The organism is Domibacillus sp. 8LH (assembly GCF_038806185.1).
GTDB lineage: Bacteria > Bacillota > Bacilli > Bacillales > Domibacillaceae > Domibacillus > Domibacillus indicus_A.
Map to the genome: position 1 here is coordinate 82,782 of NZ_JAVJNG010000005.1, position 17,827 is coordinate 100,608.

Annotated in this window: 18 protein-coding genes and 1 pseudogene; 2 read left to right on the plus strand and 17 right to left on the minus strand. The window is 38.1% G+C overall.

All coding sequences use genetic code 11. The features are described from left to right. Positions 1–239 precede the first annotated feature (239 nt). Positions 240–998: an MBL fold metallo-hydrolase gene (locus RG959_RS09765; protein WP_342796938.1), complete on the minus strand. Its 759-nt coding sequence runs from the start codon at positions 996–998 to the stop codon at positions 240–242. Between the two features lie 132 nt (positions 999–1,130). Between RG959_RS09765 and RG959_RS09770 the strand changes: the two genes are divergently transcribed. After that, entirely contained in the window at positions 1,131–1,541 is a 411-nt protein-coding gene (locus tag RG959_RS09770; protein WP_342796939.1) for an Lrp/AsnC family transcriptional regulator, read from the plus strand. 200 nt (positions 1,542–1,741) lie between these two features. On the opposite strand, the gene RG959_RS09775 is transcribed toward RG959_RS09770, so the two are convergent. The 5 genes from RG959_RS09775 to RG959_RS09795 all read right to left on the minus strand — a co-directional run bounded on the left by RG959_RS09775 (position 1,742) and on the right by RG959_RS09795 (position 5,938). Continuing rightward, entirely contained in the window at positions 1,742–2,140 is a 399-nt protein-coding gene (locus tag RG959_RS09775) for a topoisomerase C-terminal repeat-containing protein (RefSeq protein WP_342796940.1), read from the minus strand. A gap of 454 nt (positions 2,141–2,594) precedes the next feature. Then, positions 2,595–3,134: a chromate transporter gene (locus RG959_RS09780; RefSeq protein ID WP_342796941.1), complete on the minus strand. Its 540-nt coding sequence runs from the start codon at positions 3,132–3,134 to the stop codon at positions 2,595–2,597. Positions 3,135–3,152: 18 nt separating this feature from the next. Then, positions 3,153–3,767, minus strand: a complete 615-nt coding sequence (locus tag RG959_RS09785; protein WP_342796942.1) for a chromate transporter — start codon at positions 3,765–3,767, stop codon at positions 3,153–3,155. A 694-nt stretch (positions 3,768–4,461) separates the two neighbouring features. Further along, positions 4,462–5,646 (minus strand): ROK family protein, encoded by a 1,185-nt coding sequence (locus RG959_RS09790; RefSeq protein ID WP_342796943.1) that lies wholly within the window; start codon positions 5,644–5,646, stop codon positions 4,462–4,464. Positions 5,647–5,779: 133 nt separating this feature from the next. After that, positions 5,780–5,938: a response regulator gene (locus tag RG959_RS09795; RefSeq protein ID WP_342796944.1), complete on the minus strand. Its 159-nt coding sequence runs from the start codon at positions 5,936–5,938 to the stop codon at positions 5,780–5,782. Between the two features lie 110 nt (positions 5,939–6,048). On the opposite strand from RG959_RS09795, the pseudogene RG959_RS09800 reads away from it, so the two are divergent. Further along, positions 6,049–6,223, plus strand: a pseudogene (locus RG959_RS09800) (MBL fold metallo-hydrolase); the annotation flags it as partial. A gap of 255 nt (positions 6,224–6,478) precedes the next feature. On the opposite strand, the gene RG959_RS09805 reads toward RG959_RS09800, so the two are convergent. The 11 genes from RG959_RS09805 to RG959_RS09855 form a co-directional block, all read right to left on the minus strand. Then, complete coding sequence (locus RG959_RS09805) at positions 6,479–7,927, minus strand: MFS transporter (RefSeq protein WP_342796945.1); 1,449 nt, start codon at positions 7,925–7,927, stop codon at positions 6,479–6,481. Between the two features lie 144 nt (positions 7,928–8,071). Continuing rightward, positions 8,072–8,641 carry a YdhK family protein gene (locus tag RG959_RS09810; RefSeq protein ID WP_342796946.1) on the minus strand — a complete coding sequence of 190 codons (570 nt, stop codon included), beginning with the start codon at positions 8,639–8,641 and terminating at the stop codon, positions 8,072–8,074. A 59-nt stretch (positions 8,642–8,700) separates the two neighbouring features. Then, positions 8,701–9,318 carry a nitrite reductase gene (locus tag RG959_RS09815; RefSeq protein ID WP_342796947.1) on the minus strand — a complete coding sequence of 206 codons (618 nt, stop codon included), beginning with the start codon at positions 9,316–9,318 and terminating at the stop codon, positions 8,701–8,703. Between the two features lie 525 nt (positions 9,319–9,843). After that, positions 9,844–10,062 (minus strand): copper chaperone CopZ, encoded by a 219-nt coding sequence (gene copZ / locus RG959_RS09820; protein ID WP_342796948.1) that lies wholly within the window; start codon positions 10,060–10,062, stop codon positions 9,844–9,846. Between the two features lie 78 nt (positions 10,063–10,140). Beyond that, positions 10,141–10,470, minus strand: a complete 330-nt coding sequence (locus RG959_RS09825) for a metal-sensitive transcriptional regulator (RefSeq protein WP_342796949.1) — start codon at positions 10,468–10,470, stop codon at positions 10,141–10,143. 1,044 nt (positions 10,471–11,514) lie between these two features. Further along, positions 11,515–11,898 carry a DoxX family protein gene (locus RG959_RS09830; protein WP_342796950.1) on the minus strand — a complete coding sequence of 128 codons (384 nt, stop codon included), beginning with the start codon at positions 11,896–11,898 and terminating at the stop codon, positions 11,515–11,517. 137 nt (positions 11,899–12,035) lie between these two features. After that, entirely contained in the window at positions 12,036–12,896 is an 861-nt protein-coding gene (locus RG959_RS09835; RefSeq protein ID WP_342796951.1) for an alpha/beta fold hydrolase, read from the minus strand. Positions 12,897–13,241: 345 nt separating this feature from the next. Beyond that, positions 13,242–13,577: a thioredoxin family protein gene (locus RG959_RS09840; protein ID WP_342796952.1), complete on the minus strand. Its 336-nt coding sequence runs from the start codon at positions 13,575–13,577 to the stop codon at positions 13,242–13,244. A 130-nt stretch (positions 13,578–13,707) separates the two neighbouring features. Then, a complete protein-coding gene (locus tag RG959_RS09845; RefSeq protein WP_242236276.1) occupies positions 13,708–13,956 on the minus strand; it encodes a ferredoxin in 249 nt (82 codons plus the stop codon). Positions 13,957–14,522: 566 nt separating this feature from the next. Further along, a complete protein-coding gene (locus tag RG959_RS09850) occupies positions 14,523–15,359 on the minus strand; it encodes a hypothetical protein (protein WP_342796953.1) in 837 nt (278 codons plus the stop codon). A 24-nt stretch (positions 15,360–15,383) separates the two neighbouring features. After that, complete coding sequence (locus RG959_RS09855; RefSeq protein WP_342796954.1) at positions 15,384–17,801, minus strand: heavy metal translocating P-type ATPase; 2,418 nt, start codon at positions 17,799–17,801, stop codon at positions 15,384–15,386. Positions 17,802–17,827 lie beyond the last annotated feature (26 nt).

Here is a 17,827-nt window from a genome sequence, read left to right on the forward strand (position 1 = left end):
AAACTGCACTTCCTAACAAAATAAATTTCAGCTTTTTAAACTGTCTTTTGTCCATCCTCCTTTAGAAGGTCACCGTTTTATCAGCAGTTTGGTCAGCTGTTGACCAATAATTAAATAAATAAGAAGCTCGTGATTATATCATTGATAATCATGAGCTTCTTATATTTCGGAAGAGCAAATGAATGCTTAAAAATCAGACGAAATAAAAAGAAGACGACAGTGTCTGGACGTCTTTCAGTTTAAAATGTGTAAGATTCGCCGTCTTCTGGCACTAAAAGGCTCGCAGAGAATCCTTTTTCCTCAGTGAAGCTTTTTAATTCTTGTCTGGATAATGTCCAGTGGTTTACAGCTTCCATATGAACAGAAATGATTTTGGCGTGAGGGGCAGCTTTATGCACTTCATAGATATCATCTTTCCCCATTACGAGAGAACCGCCTTCTAGGAATTGATTGTCTCCGCCATTTACTACGATGATTTCCGGCTTATGGGCATCGAGCGCTTCCTGGATCGCTTCGTACCATACGGTATCTCCAGCTACATACAACGTTTTTTCGTCTTGATGCTTGAAAACAACACCGCACACAAGGCCAGCGAGCTTCAAGATTTCTCCTCTTCCATGCTCGCCTTTTGTTTTGATTAACTGGATTCCTTCAAAGGCAGTATCTTCCTGCAGTACCTCGACATTTTGGAAGCCGGCTTTTTTCACTTCTCCAGCATCTTCTTCATTTTGAACAAACATTTTGATCTCTTTTGGCAGTGCTTCTTTGGCTGCATCATCAAAGTGGTCTAGGTGCAGGTGAGTAACAATAACTGCATCCACGTTAATGATTTCTTCAATGGATGTGGGCAGGCTCACTAAAGGATTTTTTTGATCCTGTCTTAATGAATTAGGGAAAGGCGGGTAAGTCCCTTTTTCTGATAACATTGGATCGATTAAAAACTTCTTTCCCGCATATTCAACGACAATTGTTGCATTACGAATTTGATGTATATTCATATTTATTAACTCCTTTATCTTTTGAAATTTCTTCTGAACAATGTATAGTCTAAACTATGGACACATGACGGATACATAAATTAAGTAAAGTCTTTTGGCGGTTTGACTTTATTTATGAAAGGAGTTAAATAAATGTTAGATAACACAGATATGCATATCTTGAAGGAACTAACTAAGAACAGTCGGATTACAATGAAAGAATTGGGTGAAAAAGTCCATTTGACTGGACCAGCTACTTCAGCTAGATTGGCGAAATTAGAGGACAATGGAATTATTGAGGGGTACACCATTAAAGTGAATCAAGTAAAAATGGGGTATCTTGTTCACGCAATTATACATATTTATACGAAAAGCACGAATCATCAACCTTATCTGTCGTTTATAAAAGAACAAGATCAATACGTCATAAACAACTATAAAATCAGTGGAGAAAGTTGTTATCTTCTCGAATGCAAATTCCCATACAATGAAATATTAGATGAATTCTTAACAGGTTTGAGCAATTTGATGAGCTACAAATTATCCATTGTTATTAACAAGTAGTACATCCATAAACATGCGACATTGTGAAGGAATACACTTAAACAAACGGAGGCATTAATCCAAGATGAAACAATGCCCCCGCTAGCTTAAGTACAAGTTTTCACAAAGTCATTAAAGATAAAGAAAAGCTGAGTAGTAGCTTCACAGCATTACATTTTTCTACGGAATTCTCAAAAACCATTGCCGCGGCCGGTTCTTTTTTAACGGGTTTTTCTTTGTCTTAATTTCTTTGCTTTAGATGATTTAAAGCCTTTTATGACAGGAGTTATCCCTTTTTCTAGCAAGTCTTTAATGTTTTTCTCCGTCAATTTCTTGGAAGCAATGGTTTTTCCAATGGAAAACGTACATCCATTTGAATATTCCGAGCAGCCAATAAGCGTTTTCCGGTCTACCATGCGCCCTTTTTTACAAACTGGACATACGCAACTGGATTGCGCTTGTTGCTGTTGTACAGCCTTTTGAATCGTCGACCCATCCATTTTTTCGGGTATTGTTTCAATCAAATTCTGCACGAATTTTTTAATGTTCTGGATAAATGTTCCGGATGAACCAGAGCCTTCCCCGATCTTTCTAAAATAATATTCCCATTTTGCCGTCATAGAAGGACTGGATAACAAAGTCCCTTTAATTGCTTCATTAAGGATTGGCTTCGCAAGAAAGGTGAACAGGCAGGTAAAAGTATGCAGGATATTGCTGCGGAGATCCTTGAAGAAGGATACCAAAGAGAAAGGAACTTAAATAAACATATAGATTAAAATACACTGGAGTTGATCAAAAAAGGCAGCTCTGTAATTGTTTCTTTCACCAGTTTACTACAAGTATTGTGTTTGAATTTTATTTTTGAATTATACATATAGTTAATTATGTTAAAACCCTTTATCTTTAGTCTGCTTTAGCTAATTCTTATACAAATTTAGATACATATTCTCTTTTGTAAGAATTGCCAAAATAAAAACCTTTTCCTTCTATATTTTCAATTGGAAATATAGAAGGAAAAGATGACAAGACACAATATCCTTAATATTAATAACTGTTCGCTTCGTTATATACTTTTTATGAATAAAGTGCAATGCCAGCTAGGCCGGCAAAAAAGATAATGGAAGCAGGATGGGCCTTTAATTTTCCCAGTGCAACAAGAGAAATAAAGAAGATAATAATCAGGCTAATTGAGTGGATAGAAAGAGAGCCGATCATGTGGCTTGATAGAGCAAATTTAATCGCCGCATATGCGATTAACCCTACAACAATAGGGCGAAGCATGTAAAAAGCAGACTTAACAGTCCGGTTGTCATTTACTTTTGAGAAAAAGGCAGCTACGATTAAGATAATCGCTAGAGACGGAAGTACCATTGCTATGGCTGAAATAACCGCTCCTGCAATGCCAGATGTCTCATAGCCTACTACAATAGCACTGTTTGTCGCAATGGGTCCTGGCGACATACTGGCTACTGCAATAATATCTGTGAATTGGCGCGTTGACATCCATCCATACTTCACTACTTCCGCTTCAATTACTGGAATGATTGCATAGCCGCCTCCAAATGAAAGAAGCCCTGTTAAAAAAAATGTTTTAAACAATAACCATAGTGTCATCTCAAGCCCTCCCCTTTGTTATATATTAGCTCCCATAAAATAATCCAGCTTGTTCTCTCTGGCATCTATCGAAGTTTCCTTCCCTAACTTTGCTCTTATATTTACTAAAATGATCCCCAAAAAGGCAGATCCGATAATCAGAAGCATTGGATGAACCTGTAAAAAAAGCAGCAGGCAAACAGAAAGAATAAAAGCTATAGTCGTTGTTTTATCAATAAGAGCCGATCCTTTAATTTTGTACGCCGCAAAGGTAATCATCGCCACAACCGCCGGCCTAATGCCTTCAAAGGCTGCATCTACTTTGGGATTATCTTTAAAAGCAATATAGAAAATGCCCAGTAACAGCACAATTAAAAAGGTAGGAATCATCACACCAATCGTTGCTGCAAAAGCTCCTCTCACTCCCGCCACCCTATAGCCAGTAAACGTTGCTGAATTAATCGCAACAGCACCTGGTACAGAGCCGGCAAGGGCAAATACATCGGTTACATCCTTTTCTTCAAGCCACTGTTTTTTCGTTACGATTTCTCTCTCTATCACCGGAATCATGGCATAGCCCCCTCCGAATGTAACAGGAGCAATTTTGAAAAAGGTAATAAAGATATCCAACAGAAGTTTCCACTCCTTTTTCATTACGCCCTCTCCTTTTTTGAATTTTATAATCTCTTGCCTTTGGATTTATGTAGCTTATTAAGCTAAAATAAGACCTTTTTCGCTTCTATCTGCTTTTGAGTTGTTAAATAGCAGGAGCATTCATACTGACATCCTTTGTATAACTCTTATATTTAAATAAAATGTTAATTCTACAATTAACAAAAAACAAAGCATCAAGGAGATTTTTACTGGATAATTTCTTCTTTCTTAGCATACCACACTTTGTTCCAAAACGGGACAAAGTAGATGGACTTTTTCCCATTTTGGTATTAACTTTTGTAGAGCCCGCCAAATTTTATGTTTATTTTCCCTAAAAATAAAAGGCTAGAAAAGCTTCGGCCTTTTTTTGTTTCTTATTCAACAAATTTACCAATTTGTATTGAAGGTTCAGCCATCACTTGCCTATAATGGCATAAGCTAATTCAGTGGATTTAAACCAGTTTAAATCCACTGAAACCTTTATGTATCAAGAGTTAATGTAAAATCCATACAAAAAGTACATAACATTCCATTTATAATATGAAGGTTCTTCAACATTTCTCTTTTGGAATCTCAACTAATTTTTAAAACATTTATAGAAAAATATTGGTAGGCTATCAGTTGGGTTAGTTTAAAAAGGAAATCAATATTGTCCGTTAACGGAGCTCTTTTAAAATTAAGCTTATGCTTAAAATTAAAAGGATTGATCGTCAAACCATTCATAAAATACTTGCACTGCCGCCCCAATAGAGGCCGCATTTTCTCCCAGTGCTCCTTTTCTAATCACCACATGATCTTTTCGGGAGTATGTATACTGCTTAGCCGTTTGTATAACTTTATGATAGTAATCATCAGACTGATAAATTAACTTCCCGTGGAGTACTACTTCTGCTGGATGTAAAATATTGATCATATTTGCAATGCCAATCCCATAATAATAAGCGGCCTCCATTACAATATCTTGTATAGCAGAGTCCTGCTCTCTCAACCCTTTTAAAATAACTTCAGTAAGCTCAGATTGCGATTTGTTCGAGAAGCGTTCTCCTTCTAGTTTTTCAAAAATAGCATTTAGTGATGCATAAGCCGTCAAGCAGCCTTGGTTTCCGCACGCACATTTTCTGCCGCCTGGCTGAATAATCATATGGCCGTAAGAGTTGGAATCTCCTTCTTTGTTATTTAAAAAGCGGCCTTCACTTATATAACCGCAGCGAATTGCATAACCATTCATACAGTATAAGATATTGTCTTCATCTAACATCTGAAAATAGTATTCTGCCAGCGCAGCCATATCTGCTCCATTATTTAACGTGATCTTGCCCGAAAAAGTACGTGATAGGATTTCGTTAACAGGAACGTTCGTCCACCCATTCCCCAGAAATGCTTCAGGATTCAAAATAATACCCTTTTTACGGTCTAGTGGGCCAACTGCTCCAATCCCAATTCCAATTAAATCGTCTTTGGATAACTTTTGTTTTTCTTGAAAATCCTGAATGGTTTCCTCGATAAGCTTCATGGTCTTTTCGGGAGTGTATTCTTTCGTTAAAGAATAATTCCTCTGCATAATCATTTTGATCCTCATGTTAAATAAATTGATATTCATATGCGTCCGGGCTATTTCAATGCCAATTAAATACCCTGCATGAGGAACAATATCATAAAGAACAGGAGGGCGTCCTCCATTTGCTTCTCCATAACCCGATACTTGAATAAGACCCAACTGTTCGAGCTCATAAATCATTCGGGTTATTGTTGTTTTAGGTACTTGGAATTTTGTTAATAACTCTTTTTTTGAGATCGGACCTTGTTTATGAACTAATTTATATAATGATTTTTTAATTTCATTTTTTTTGGAAGTGTCTTCTAAAAACGCTCTTAACATTTTTACACCCTTCTTTCATTTCAACCATTCACTTTATTCTTATCTATGTTATAGGATTAATGGGTTTAAGACAACATCTAGAGCTTTAAATGTATACAGTTTATTCCGCCTTGAACTTCCCTTTAAATGAATATTAAGTCTGTAGATCCTCAATTTTTTCTTTTGATTCAAGTCCATTAATCGCTTCTATTGCTTCATATCCTGCTTTAACTAAATAAATTTTCACAAGGTTACGGATTTTTGTATCATCTTCTACAAGTAAAACCGATTTACCAATTAAACCATGTAGCATTAAAAGAAAATTCCTTTTCATAAGGTAAACAAATAAGAGATGGAATCCCAAATATCCTGTGCTTCTCTACTTCTTTTGTTTAACGATTAGAACATATATTGAGTAACGCGGCTGATATCTACGAAGTGCATAAAGCTGCCCCCCGACGCGCAAATTATTTCTGTCCATATGGAAGCTGTCAACCATTGGGCATTATCTAGAGAAGAACTAAAAAACTTCATTGAGGAAAAGGGCATTGCCTCTGCTGTTTTAGTACCAGATGACGGAGAAGCCTACTTATTTTAAGAGGGCAATCCTTTAGCCTTGTTGATTTAATAAAGAATTAACGATATCCTTAACAAACCTTTTACTTAATAGTAACCATCTACTGTTGTCCAAAAATTGGCTAAACCAGAAAGAGACTCATGATAATCAGCCAGTTTATCATGAGTCTCTTATATTTTTATTACACAAGATTAAGATTTACACCTGCTTATTTTATCTGCTTTTCCTGTAAACTACAGTATTCACCTATCCTATGAAAATAGACGAGAATAGTGATTACGACGTTGTAGACCCCTTTGATTTTGTTTCTCCTTCCGGTGAGCGAACAAATATAAGCGCCAATACAGCTCCTGCAAAAGCTACCATGCCGGACCAGAAGAATGCTTGTTGAAAGCCCTCGTTCAGAGCGACGACCGAGTCTCCTGCGGTACTGGAGGCCGTTGTCGCTGCAGCAATTACCACCATGATGGCTAGGCTAATCGCCGCACCGATCTGGGAAGTAGTATTGTATATGCCAGATACCAACCCTGACTCTTCCGGCTTGGCACCTGATATAGCGGCCGTTTGAGCTGGGATATAGGCTAGTCCCCTACCGAGAGAAGCCAATAGTAAAGCCAGTAGAACGTTAGCCAAATAATTTCCATCTACTGGTGTGTCGAAGGAAAACAAGAGCATGGAACCTCCAAGTGCGAGAAATCCAACAAATAGAACGGCTTTTAAACCGAATTTTTCAACCAATTTTCCAGCTATAAAAATCATAGTAATCGCTATTAGTATCGGCGCCGGAATTAAGGCCGCTCCGGCTTCGAAGGGAGAAAATTTCAATACCTGCTGTAAGTACAACATAATGAAATAATTGAATGGAATCCACATTCCATTTAGCATGATAAGCGCAATATTGCCCGCGGCCAAGTTAGGAATCTTAAAAATGCGAAGTGGCACGAGTGGCTCCTTCTTCTTGGCCTGAATAAAAATAAATATGATGAATAACAAGGCCCCCATAGTCAATGTCCATACAGCAGAGGGTGAACTCCATCCATTGTGTTCTGCGGTTACAATGCCGTAAACGAACAGGACTATAGCAGCCGTAACGGAGATAGCGCCAGTATAATCGATGCGGCCATTTCTACGTATACCTTTCTGTAGGAGCCCTAGGGACAAGACCAAAGCGAGAATACCGATGGGAACGTAGATCAGAAACGTCCACCGCCAGCCCAGCCACTCCGTAATGATGCCTCCAAGGAATACACCGGCCAATCCACCCGCCGCACCGGAAAGGCCCCAGAAAGCAAGCGCTTTATTCATTTCCTTCGGGTTTGCGGCAAACAGTTTCATTACACTGGACATTGCAGCCGGTGTAATTAAGGCGGAACCGGCACCCTGGAGTGCACGTGCGACGTTTAGCACCGAATCATTCCAAGCCAATCCTGCGAGTAAAGAAGCCAGGGTCAGGATTGAAAATCCCCACATGAATATGCGCCGTTGGCCGAACAAATCGCTCAACTTTCCTCCCAATAGCAGAAGTCCTCCGAAGAAAATAATATAGGCGTTCATCACCCATTGCAAACTCACCTGCGTATAGCCGAGCCCTTCTTTGATGGCTGGCAGGGCAACCTGCATGATCGTTGTATCCATGATAGTCAAGAAAAACGCAGTGCACAATAAAGCAAGTGCTTTCCAGCGCTTTGGATCAGGCTGTGCAAGCGTTTGTGGATTTGTTGACATAGTTCAATCTCCTTTAATCTTCAAATTTCATCGATTTTTTAAGTATAGGATACCTATGTATGGTATAAAAGACACGATTTTCTGCCCTTGGCAACAGCATGCATTCAAATAGTGCACATAATTCCCTAATGCTTTCTTGTACTCTTAATCAGCTGAGAGTTCACTTTCTGTGACCCATTTATGATTTGTCACTTTTTCTCCGTCAGTCGTTGATGAGTAATCAACCATATAAACTGTAGTTTGTTGAGCTGAGCCAATTATTGCCTTTGCCCCCTCCATGCCGTTCATGTGGTCTGCTTCTAAAACCACTTCATCTCCAGGTTCATATGGTTGGTCGCTGGCATCTTTAATCTCTTCATGGATAACCCATTTGTGGTTTGTTACTTTTTCTCCGCCAGTTACCGGTGTATATGAAACTGTATAAACTGTAGTGTCGAATGCACCGACAATCGTTGCTTCAGCACCTTCCATTCCTTCCATGTGATCAGAGTGAATCATCGCTTTACTTCCTACCTCAAACTTTGGATTTACTGCTTCTTTTAATCCCTTTGGCAGTTCACCAGAACTTGAATGATTCATATCATGCATCCCTTCATGGCTGTCATTGTGGTTCATATCAGCATGTTGATTTTCCTTATCTTCTTTGGAACAGGCTGCTAAAAATACGGTTAGGGTCAAGGCAAGAAGAAATAGGGTCGTGCGTTTAGTTTTCATCACGATCACTTCCTTTAACTTAATTATTTCACTGCCACGATAACATACAGAAACCTAGACTAACTTATTAGTTGGTCTCTGCCTATCCGTTTCAAAAATTTATAGAATGTCTCCCGTTTTTTACCCATTTGTGAATAGACCTCAATAACCTTTTCTACTGTCTTGTATAATTCTTCTGGTGTCAGATTTTCTGCCAGCAGGGAACCCACCTCAGCATCTTTCCCTTTTGCTTTTCCACCAACATATAAACTGTAATGATCTTTAATTTTCATAATCCCCAGGTCGCTTAACATTGGTTCACCGCAGCCTACAGGGCAACCTGTATAAGCAGCCTTTAAGGTAAATGGGACGGCTTTTCCTGCTATGCGGTGATTTAACTCTTTTGCCACAGGCATTCCTTCCTCTTTTTCCCCTTTGCAAAAATTGCAGGTTCTCAAGCTCTTTACGAAGTTCCCTACCGGATAGCAGGACAGCCCCGCTTCCTTAAATGTTTCTTTTACTGCTTCCACTTTACTTTCAGGAACCTCAATATAAAGCTGTTGGAAAGTGGTTAACTCCAATTCGTCACCCTCATTCATGTGCTCAGCAATCACAGTCAATTGTTTGGCATTTAGTTTTGCACCGAATGATATTCCACCGTTAACGGCCAGTTTTACTATTTTCTCTTTTTGATCCATTTATTATTCGCTCCTAGCCCTTTTTTCATTGGTTTAGAAAAAACCAACTATTTAAAGAATTTTCAGTTACTATACACTGGTAGGGTATTATTAGTGATTAAGCCTAAACCTACTCAGTAATATACTGTAGCAAATTTTAAAAACGCCAGCTGCCTATATTTAATATCTTCCTTATTTCATTTATATTTTGTTCAAACCCAATGAGGATTTTCGGTTTTCTCATCATCCTTATCAAAGATTGCTCTTTAAAAACAAATATTGGAACAATTCTTGTACCGGCTTGATGTGATAGCGTAAGTTCTTTAGCGTACTATCAGCAAAAACTTTATAGATATTATCTTTAAGCTCGACCTCTTACTCAAAAATCCAATTCCTTTTGTCTGTTGGATGTAAATGAAAATAGTTTTTTAGGTCTGCACTTAATTTAATAAGATTCATAATTTTCTCACGACTTACTTTTAGTTGAAGAACATTATTTTCGTTATCCTTAGATGATCTTGTTTCTTTTTATGGACAACTTTAATCTTAGCTTACTTGTTCCTCTACATCGTATCCCTGATCTTCAATAACATCTTTAATTTCTTTCAAGCTCACCACAGTTGAATCAAATGAAACATCTACTCTTCCTTTATCAAGATAGACCTTGACGGATTCAATACCACTTAGTTTGCCCACATTTCCTTCAATTGAGCTGATGCAATGTCCGCAAGACATTCCTTGTACTTTAAGTGTTATTTTTTGCATAAATGACTCCTCCTTAAGTGATTTCCTTAGCTTCTTTTATTGCCCTACCACTGTAGGGTATTTAATAAACATAAGAACTTATTTTGTTATTTTAGAAATGGTGGTTAAAAATTCTTTCACAACGGCCGGATCATCTTGTTTCAGCCGTTCAATCACGCACATGTTAATGTGACTCTCTAACAAAACCCGAGAAACAGAGTCTAATGCTGCCTGAGCTGCTGAGATTTGGTGCAAAATATCATCACAATAAGCTTTTTTCATCATCATATTTTTTATTCCTTTGACTTGTCCCTCTATCCTGTTCATTCTTTTAATGACCTTATTTTGCAAGTCATTGGAATAGTTTCCCTGTTCTTTTTTCTGGGTGCTGCAACATGTTTCCTTAGAAAGCACTGTAAAGTCTTCCAACTATCCCCGCCCCCTTAAAATACAACATCAACCGTTTGAACGATTATGTTAGCCTTAATTTATAATACCCCCTGTGGGTATGTCAACCTCTAAAGTATAATGCATATAAAAACAGCTGTGGTGTTGGTTACATATCCTCTTATTGCTTTCACAGTCATGTACGTTGTTATAATAACAAAAGAAATGAACAACATTTTTTATTTGTGCTATGCATTTAGTTATGTTTACGATTATGCAACGTATCCAACTCTATCCAAGTATTATGTAATAGAGATTTTTTAAGCACACTTTACATGTTCCACACATTATAGTGGCAGAAGTTAAAATAAAAAGCGAAATCAAAAAGGCTTGGAAGTCGCGTTTCCAAGGTCTTTATAAAGGGAATTTTCTCATTAATGAATGAAAAGGCTATTGTTGCACAAATGCTTCTTGGTCTCGTGAACCTCTCAACCTAAATCAAAGGCTTCCCTTATCTTGAATACGGTACGTCTTCACTTCAGTACCATACGGGGTTTATCTATTGCTCATGCGACTATTATGCGTTGGGTACATTAATATAGATCAAAACTAGATGAGCGAGTAAGACGACACCTTAAGCCGGCATACGGCTCTTGATGAGTAGGTGAGACATAATCAAAGTCAAAGTATAGGGGGGATGCCTTTGTATCGGACAGTTGATTCTGAAGGAGCATTCCCTCTATGAGATCAAAATCAATGGCTTTACTTCCTACATTAAACTTTGGATTCACAGCCTCACTTAGTCTTTTTGATACTCCGCCTAAGCCCTAGGATTCAAGTTATCCATTTCAGGATTTCATGAATCCTAGGGCTTGATAAAATAATAATAATCGAGTTTCATTGGAGTATTAAGAGAGAAATTAATATTTTAATACACTCTTTTGTTAATGATTCAAGAATAAAGCCATTTTAGACAAGTAACTTGTATTCATATTATAGAATCACTAGGATCTTTAAGACTCCAACTCAAATAAAAAATCTATGCTCTATCTACAATTTAATCCATCATTCCATGTTGTCTTATTATTATCCTTGATAACTTTGTTCTTTTTTTAGTGTTTTTGTTCGCCCGCCAATAAAAACGACTATCCCTAAAATCAAGAGAATTATTGAAGGTATTGTAACTCCAATACTTTGACCAGCATTTAAATGTGAAAACACGGCACCTGCCATAAGTAGCACTGACCCTCCAGAAGCCAGTAAAGTGAATTGTGATTTCCAAAACCCAATTAACAATCCAATCGCTCCTAGAATTTCAGATACGCCGACAATGTACATAAATTCTACTGAATAACTAAACGCTTCTGTAAACACCTGAACTTGTTGTTCATTACCAGTTACCTTCTTAACACCAGCAAGAATAAAAGCAATGGAAAAAAATCCTTGAATAATACGAAGCACCCATTTCATATAAGATCCCCTTTATATTTAATTTAATTCTTCAACGCTTAAAGTTGAAAAAACCAGCCGGACAGTAGCTAGTCGTCTCAACTCTTTTGTTCCACATCTCCGATAAAAAAAGCTATATAACTGACTACAGTGATTTACTACCTTAAACGTTCTCCTAAAAATTGTTTTATTAAATTCGTAATAACGTCTAAGTCCTCCTCTAAAGCAAAGTGTCCTGTATTTAATAAATGAACTTCACAATCTTTTAAATCTTTTTGGTAAGCGAGAGCTCCTTCTGGTCCAAAAAAAGGGTCATTTTTCCCCCATGCTACTAATGTCGGAGGCTGATGGATTCTAAAGTATTCCTGCCAGCTTGGATATTTTATGAGGTTATTTCGATAATCATAAAGTAATGAAATTTGTATTTCTTTGTTGTCCGTACGTTCCAAAACAAATTGATCCATATTCCATGCATCAGGACTAATTCGATCAGGGTGGCGAGTCCCGTGTGTATATAAATACTTTGTGGTATCTGCTGACAGGAGAGCGTATAAATTATTCTTATTTTCCTCGGTAGAATTCTCCCAATAAGCACGTACAGGATCCCAAGCAGACAATAACCCTTCTTCATACGCATTTCCATTTTGAGTAATAATAGTTTGGATTCGTTCAGGATGCTTGGCCGCTAATCTCAATCCTACTGGAGCGCCGTAATCTTGAATATAGAGACTAAATTTCTCTAGCTGCAGTTTTTCTACAAATTTGTTTATAAGAAGAGCCAGGTTATCAAAAGTATATTCGAATTCAGTCATTACAGGCTGATCGCTATTTCCGAAGCCTGGATAATCTGGTGCAATAACATGATATTCACCCATGAGTTTATTGATCAAATTTCGATACATATGAGAAGAAGACGGGAAACCATGAAGCAATAAAATGGTAGGATTACTTGTATTGCCGGCTTCTCGATAAAAAATATTAATACCATTAATACTTACTGTTTTGTATTGTACGAACATGCTTTCACCTCAAATTAGTTTATTATTTTGAGGACCTATTTTACAATATTTTGTAATATAAATAGCTTCTTTTACTATTAACAAATCTTAATGAGAATTCGTTATCAGAACCTGTCACAGATTTAATAGCAGCATCAGTACCAATCCCATTCGTTAATTCCATAATTGTTTCATATAATAACTTCTGCGTTTTCTAGTTGCGAAACAATAGCCTTAAGGTGTAGAAGCTGTTGTTTTAAGGTTGTAACTTTTAACCCTTACTCTTTGTGGATTTGTTACAATATTTTGTTCAATTTAACTTTCGTAATACCCATCTGAATTCATCGTTTTTTTAATATAAAGTGTTTACCGGGTATACATGTCGTAAATCTGATCTAGCTTTTTCTTTAATCGATCAAAACGAACAAACCGATCCTCTCGTATATATTCCTTTTGATCTATCATCAAAAGCATAATAGGAACTGTAAAAATCAAAAATTTTTCTGCTACTTCTTCTACCTTATTGGCATCAATATGCCCCAGGTGGATAAGTGGGTAATGACCCAGCAGTTCCCTCAGCTTATATAATATAGCGTGACACGTACTACACTCCGGTCTGGATATATACAAGAAGCTAAACTCATTATTTTCAAGAAACTCTTCCACCATCTTTAGCGTAGTTAGCTCATTTAGTTTTTCCATATTGATTCCCCATCTAAAGGTTTTCTAGATCCGCAAAATTGCCTTTCAGGTTCTGCTCCTGTAATTACAAGCGCCTTACCTATTTCCTTCTAATCTAAATTAATAAATGTTCTTTAACCAAAAGGTCTGTTTACTCGTATTTTAGAGAGTCACCGTCGAACGGGCTGCCTGCAACCTTAATAGAATCTGTAGGACATCCTTCAAACGCATCCATCATATCTTCATATAAGATTTCAGGAACTTCAGTCACCCCTTGGTTATCGTCTAATACAACAAACGCAATTCCTTCATCATCATAATCGTATATATCAGGAGCCGCCGCCCCACAAGCTCCACACGCAATACAAGTTTCTTTATCAACAATTGTATATTTGGACAATTAAATGAACTCCTTTCTATTTTCTATTGATTAATAATACAATACTAGGGGATGGTATCAAAATAGTTGGATATAACCTGCTGATCAATTCAGTAGCAGGATATATAATATCTCTATTTAACACCTTTCTTATTTTATTAATATTTTATTCAAATCCAATCAGGATTTTTGGTTTGTTCATAAACCCTAACAACAATTTATATTTAAGTTAAACACCATTTGTTCCTCGCTATTAATGGCTAACTTTCGACTGTTTTTTTCTTTTTTGATATAAGGCACCTGTCAGTGTAACGATAAATACTAAAGACCACCAAATCACTTTTAAAAGCTTCAATATGGTCCGCTCCTTTTTCTTTGGCTCTCACGTTTTTAAATACAAACGTCGGAACTATTCTCATATCAATTAATTTGATTATGTCCTCTTCTTTAGAAAGTTGTTTCGTTAAATCATTATTCAATATAAGATACGTTATTTTCGAAAAGAAACTCTTTCTTTGTCTGGCAATCTGAGCAGTTAGGTCTTGTATATAGCTCAAGTTGAACGTTTGTCATAAAAAATCCCTTTATTATTTTTTAACTTCTATAACGAATGGATAGACATTGACCTGTCCTCCAAATTTGAATTCAGCCCAAAGCTTATAAATACCTGGCTTAGCAAACTGCGTGCCAAATACAGTTTTATCATCCGCTACCGGGTGAACATGAATATATTTTTCTCCACCTTCATCTAAGATAACAACATGGCCTAAAGCGCCTAAATACCGGTCAGGCTTTGCGTCTTTCACATTAAAATTAAGAGTAATCTCCTTATTGACCTCAAATGAACGAGTGGTTAATTCAACTGTTTGGCCATTAATTGTCTTTGTAAATTCCATATCTGCCACAAGATCGTTTCCGCCATGTTCATGTGGAATATTACCAACATGCAGTTCAATCGGCTCAACTGAATAATTCAAGCCTTTTGGTTTGATGTCCACAAATACTTTATAAGAATTATCAGCTAAATTCACCTTCGTTTGATAAACTCCTGCGCTCTTTTTTTCAGGATGTAAATGATGATACTCTTGCAGGTCCGAACTGACCACTATTAAATGCATATTTTTTTCATGGGAAACTTCTAGTTCAGGAGCATGATTATTTTTGTCTTTTAACTCAATTATGATTTCTCCATTCACATAGGACACTGTGCGTGTAATCTCGCTAGGAGCGGCTGCACCATGACTGCCGTGACTGTCATGGTTGCTTTGATTATCCACAGCTTCCTCTTCTTGAACCGTCGCTGCTGTATGATCGGTGTGCTCATCCGCTTTTGGATTCATACTTGCATATACGCTGTATCCTGCGATAACAACTCCGAGATACAAAACAGCTGAAGCAGCCCAAACCATAATGCTTTTTTTCATAGGTACTTCCCCTTTCTACCCTATTTAACCCTTCAACTTAATCCGCTGCAGTCTTAGGGCATTGAGAACAACAGATACAGAGCTGAACGCCATCGCTGCACCGGCCAGCCATGGGGCTAGGAAGCCTGCCGCCGCAATTGGGACACCGAGGGCGTTATACGCAAGTGCCCAGAAAAGATTTTGCTTAATATTCGCGATCGTCTTCTTGCTCATGAAAATCGCATCTGCAATGCTCGTTAATTCACCACGGATGAGGGTAATGTCTGCAGCTTCCATGGCTACGTCGGTACCTGTGCCAATCGCCATCCCGATATCAGCCACAGCCAAGGCAGGAGCGTCGTTGATCCCATCGCCAACCATGGCTACTTTTTTGCCGGCCAGCTGAAGTTTTTTCACTTCTTCCGCTTTTCCTTCCGGCAAAACTTCTGCGATGACCTGCTTAATTCCAACCTGCTTTGCAATTGCCTGGGCTGTCTGGGTGTTGTCTCCTGTGATCATCACTACCTCTAAACCCATGTTCTGAAGACGGGCAATGGCCTCTTTTGAGGTTTCCTTAATGGTATCCGCAACGGCGACAATACCAGCATAGCGCCCATCAATAGCTGCTAACATAGCTGTTTTCCCTTGCTTCTCCAGGTTCTCCATTTTTGTTAATTCATCCTGCACATTGATGTTATACTTCGCCATCAATCTGCGGGTACCAATGAGTAATTGTCGGCCTTTTATCGTCGACTCGATACCAAAACCAGGAATAGCTTCGAACGTATCGGATGATCCCAGCTCAATGCCTTTTTCCTTAATGCCTTCAACAATCGCTTCGGCAAGGGGATGCTCTGAGTTTTTCTCCGCCGTGCCAACAAGGGCAAGAAATTCGTTTTCCTCAACACCTTCTGCCAGGATAACATCCGTTAAAGATGGCTTTCCCTTTGTAACCGTACCTGTTTTATCCAGGATGATCGTATCTAAACGGTGCGTTGTTTCAAGATGTTCTCCACCCTTAAATAAAATCCCAAATTCAGCTGCACGGCCTGAACCCGCCATAATAGAAGTTGGTGTCGCCAAGCCAAGTGCACAAGGGCAGGCAATAACCAATACGGCAATGAATTTTTCAAGAGCTTCCGCAAACTCTCCAGGGCTTACAGCGAAATACCACACAAGGAAGGTTACAATCGCTATGCCTACGACAATCGGCACGAAAATGCCGGAAATCACATCAGCCAGACGCTGGATCGGCGCTTTAGAACCTTGCGCTTCCTCGACTACTTTAATGATCTGGGCTAAAGCGGTATCTTTCCCCACTTTAGTCGCTTTGATTTTCAAGAAACCATTTTTATTAATGGTTGATCCAATCACATGGTCTCCAACCGTTTTATCAACTGGAATGCTTTCCCCGGTCAGCATGGATTCATCAAGCGCAGACCGGCCTTCCGCGATTTCTCCATCAACTGGTACTTTTTCACCCGGTTTCACAAAAACAATATCGCCTTGTAGAACGTCTTCAATTGGAATAATCATTTCCTGGCCATCACGAACGACTGTCGCATTTTTTGCCTGTAATCCCATGAGTTTCTTGATCGCCTCAGAGGACCGGCCTTTTGCCCTCGCCTCGAACAATTTGCCCAAAATAATTAACGTGATAAGGACAGCACTTGTTTCATAGTAAAGTTCAACTGTATGGGCATTTGATCCAATGGATACAATACTTAAATACAAGCTGTAGAAATAGGCGGCCGATGTGCCCAATGCCACAAGTACATCCATATTTGCACTTTTGTTTCTTAATGCTTTAAAAGCACCTACGTAAAACTGTCTTCCCACAATAAATTGAACAGGTGTTGCGAGGGCAAATTGTACCCAAGGATTCATAAACATATCAGGTAACCAAATGAAAGACGTAAATTCAAAATGGCTGACCATTGCCCATAATAAAGGAAAAGACAAAACGGCTGAGAAAATAAATTTACCTGTTTGCCGCTCGATTTCTTTCTGTCGGTGATCTACTTGTTCCCCTACTTTTTCTTGTTTTTGTTCAAGAGTATAGCCTAACTTTTTGATTGCCTCTTTCATATCAGCAATCGAGACTTGATCGGGGTTATATTCGACAAGAACCGATTCTAAAGCGAAGTTAACGGCTGCTTTATCAACGCCATCTAATTTGTTTAGCCTTTTTTCAATTTTATTGCCACAAGCAGCACAAGTCATTCCGGCAATATCAAATTCTACTTTATCCGTTACAATGGAATATCCTAAAGATTGAACTTTCTCCTTAAATTTCGTTATGTCTGTTTTATCTGGGTCGTATTTAATGTTTGTTTTCTCAAGAGCAAAATTCACGTTTGCTTCTTCTACACCCTCCACCTTTTTCAACCCTTTTTCAATTCTCGTTGCACAAGCGGCACAAGTCATTCCTGCTATTTGCAGGGTTGTTTCCTTCTGGCTCATATTTTACACTCCTATCCCTATATACT

Excerpts from the sequence above, each read along its gene's own strand:
- RG959_RS09765 (WP_342796938.1), bottom strand. The coding sequence starts at position 998 with ATGAATATACATCAAATTCGTAATGCAACAATTGTCGTTGAATATGCG.
- RG959_RS09770 (WP_342796939.1), top strand. The coding sequence starts at position 1,131 with ATGTTAGATAACACAGATATGCATATCTTGAAGGAACTAACTAAGAAC.
- RG959_RS09775 (WP_342796940.1), bottom strand. The coding sequence starts at position 2,140 with ATGACGGCAAAATGGGAATATTATTTTAGAAAGATCGGGGAAGGCTCT.
- RG959_RS09780 (WP_342796941.1), bottom strand. The coding sequence starts at position 3,134 with ATGACACTATGGTTATTGTTTAAAACATTTTTTTTAACAGGGCTTCTT.
- RG959_RS09785 (WP_342796942.1), bottom strand. The coding sequence starts at position 3,767 with ATGAAAAAGGAGTGGAAACTTCTGTTGGATATCTTTATTACCTTTTTC.
- RG959_RS09790 (WP_342796943.1), bottom strand. The coding sequence starts at position 5,646 with ATGTTAAGAGCGTTTTTAGAAGACACTTCCAAAAAAAATGAAATTAAA.
- RG959_RS09795 (WP_342796944.1), bottom strand. The coding sequence starts at position 5,938 with ATGCTACATGGTTTAATTGGTAAATCGGTTTTACTTGTAGAAGATGAT.
- RG959_RS09805 (WP_342796945.1), bottom strand. The coding sequence starts at position 7,927 with ATGTCAACAAATCCACAAACGCTTGCACAGCCTGATCCAAAGCGCTGG.
- RG959_RS09810 (WP_342796946.1), bottom strand. The coding sequence starts at position 8,641 with ATGAAAACTAAACGCACGACCCTATTTCTTCTTGCCTTGACCCTAACC.
- RG959_RS09815 (WP_342796947.1), bottom strand. The coding sequence starts at position 9,318 with ATGGATCAAAAAGAGAAAATAGTAAAACTGGCCGTTAACGGTGGAATA.
- copZ (WP_342796948.1), bottom strand. The coding sequence starts at position 10,062 with ATGCAAAAAATAACACTTAAAGTACAAGGAATGTCTTGCGGACATTGC.
- RG959_RS09830 (WP_342796950.1), bottom strand. The coding sequence starts at position 11,898 with ATGAAATGGGTGCTTCGTATTATTCAAGGATTTTTTTCCATTGCTTTT.
- RG959_RS09835 (WP_342796951.1), bottom strand. The coding sequence starts at position 12,896 with ATGTTCGTACAATACAAAACAGTAAGTATTAATGGTATTAATATTTTT.
- RG959_RS09840 (WP_342796952.1), bottom strand. The coding sequence starts at position 13,577 with ATGGAAAAACTAAATGAGCTAACTACGCTAAAGATGGTGGAAGAGTTT.
- RG959_RS09850 (WP_342796953.1), bottom strand. The coding sequence starts at position 15,359 with ATGAAAAAAAGCATTATGGTTTGGGCTGCTTCAGCTGTTTTGTATCTC.
- RG959_RS09855 (WP_342796954.1), bottom strand. The coding sequence starts at position 17,801 with ATGAGCCAGAAGGAAACAACCCTGCAAATAGCAGGAATGACTTGTGCC.